The 423-nt window shown below is 58.9% G+C and carries 1 protein-coding gene; it reads right to left on the reverse strand.

All coding sequences use genetic code 11. From position 1 onward, the window contains the following. Nucleotides 1-423, reverse strand: a 423-nt coding sequence (locus QWY30_RS16005; RefSeq protein ID WP_290242660.1) for a GTP-binding protein, incomplete at both ends; no start/stop codon positions are given.

Raw genomic sequence — 423 nt, forward strand, 5'->3', positions numbered from 1 at the left:
CGACCAGCTCAAGCAGCTCAGCATCATCAACCATGTCGGCCTTGTTCAGGAACACGATGATGTAAGGCACGCCCACCTGACGCGACAGCAGGATGTGCTCGCGAGTCTGGGGCATTGGGCCGTCAGCAGCGGACACCACCAAGATTGCGCCGTCCATCTGGGCAGCGCCCGTGATCATGTTCTTGACGTAGTCGGCGTGGCCGGGGCAGTCAACGTGAGCGTAGTGACGGTTAGCCGTCTCGTACTCGACGTGAGCGGTGTTAATGGTAATACCGCGTGCGCGCTCTTCGGGAGCCGCGTCGATCTGCGAGTAGTCTTTTGCTTCGCCACCAAACTTCTTGGACAGAACAGTCGTGATCGCTGCGGTCAACGTCGTTTTGCCGTGGTCAACGTGGCCGATTGTGCCGACGTTAACGTGTGGTT

The sequence above is a fragment of the Zwartia panacis genome (assembly GCF_030410395.1).
GTDB lineage: Bacteria > Pseudomonadota > Gammaproteobacteria > Burkholderiales > Burkholderiaceae_B > Zwartia > Zwartia panacis.